Raw genomic sequence first — 698 nt, forward strand, 5'->3', positions numbered from 1 at the left:
ATTCGTGTGGACCAAGACCGCCGAGCAGAACCTGGAGTCCATTGGAAGATTAATACAACGAATTAACGGCGCGGGACAAGAGGTGGTGTTTCTCATATTCCATCCGGGATAGTGAGCCGGAACATACCCACTTAGTCGCAGCATTTCTGATCCCATTTGGCGATGTGCCGCCCAGCGCACGGGCTTAGCGTCGTGTCCATCCGGCCCACGAACCTTCGCCGGCTCAGACCATCGAGAGTTGAGGTACCACCCCCGATGACCACTCCGACAGAAGGTGTGAACACCAACCTGAATTCGCTGGAATTCTGGGCATTGCCCCGATCCACACACCATGACACGTTCCGCTGGCTGCGCGCAAACAAACCGGTGAGCTGGAACGGCCCACCTGACTCACTGGACCCGAACCTGAACAACGCCAAGGGTTTCTGGTCGGTCGTCAAACACGCGCACATCGCCGAGATCTCACGCAAGCCCGAGGTGTTCAGCTCCGCCGATGGTGTATTCATCGACGATTTTCCCCAATTGGAGACGATGCTGTCGTTCATTGTGACGGACCCGCCCCGTCACACCGAGATGCGCAATATCGTCAGCGTGGCCTTTACGCCGCGCAATATCGCCAAGATGTCCGACAAGATCGGCGCCATGGACCTCCCCCGTTTTCCCGGAGACTTTTCTATCTGGGATCGGTGCCCTCGGGT

At 57.4% G+C, this 698-nt stretch carries 1 pseudogene; it reads left to right on the plus strand.

Annotated features, from left to right (window positions below):
- Window positions 1–255: 255 nt before the first annotated feature.
- Window positions 256–698, plus strand: a pseudogene (locus F6Q13_RS18850) (hypothetical protein); the annotation flags it as partial.

Origin of the sequence: Mycobacterium sp. (assembly GCF_008709575.1) — a bacterium.
In the GTDB taxonomy this organism is placed as follows: Bacteria; Actinomycetota; Actinomycetes; order Mycobacteriales; family Mycobacteriaceae; genus Mycobacterium.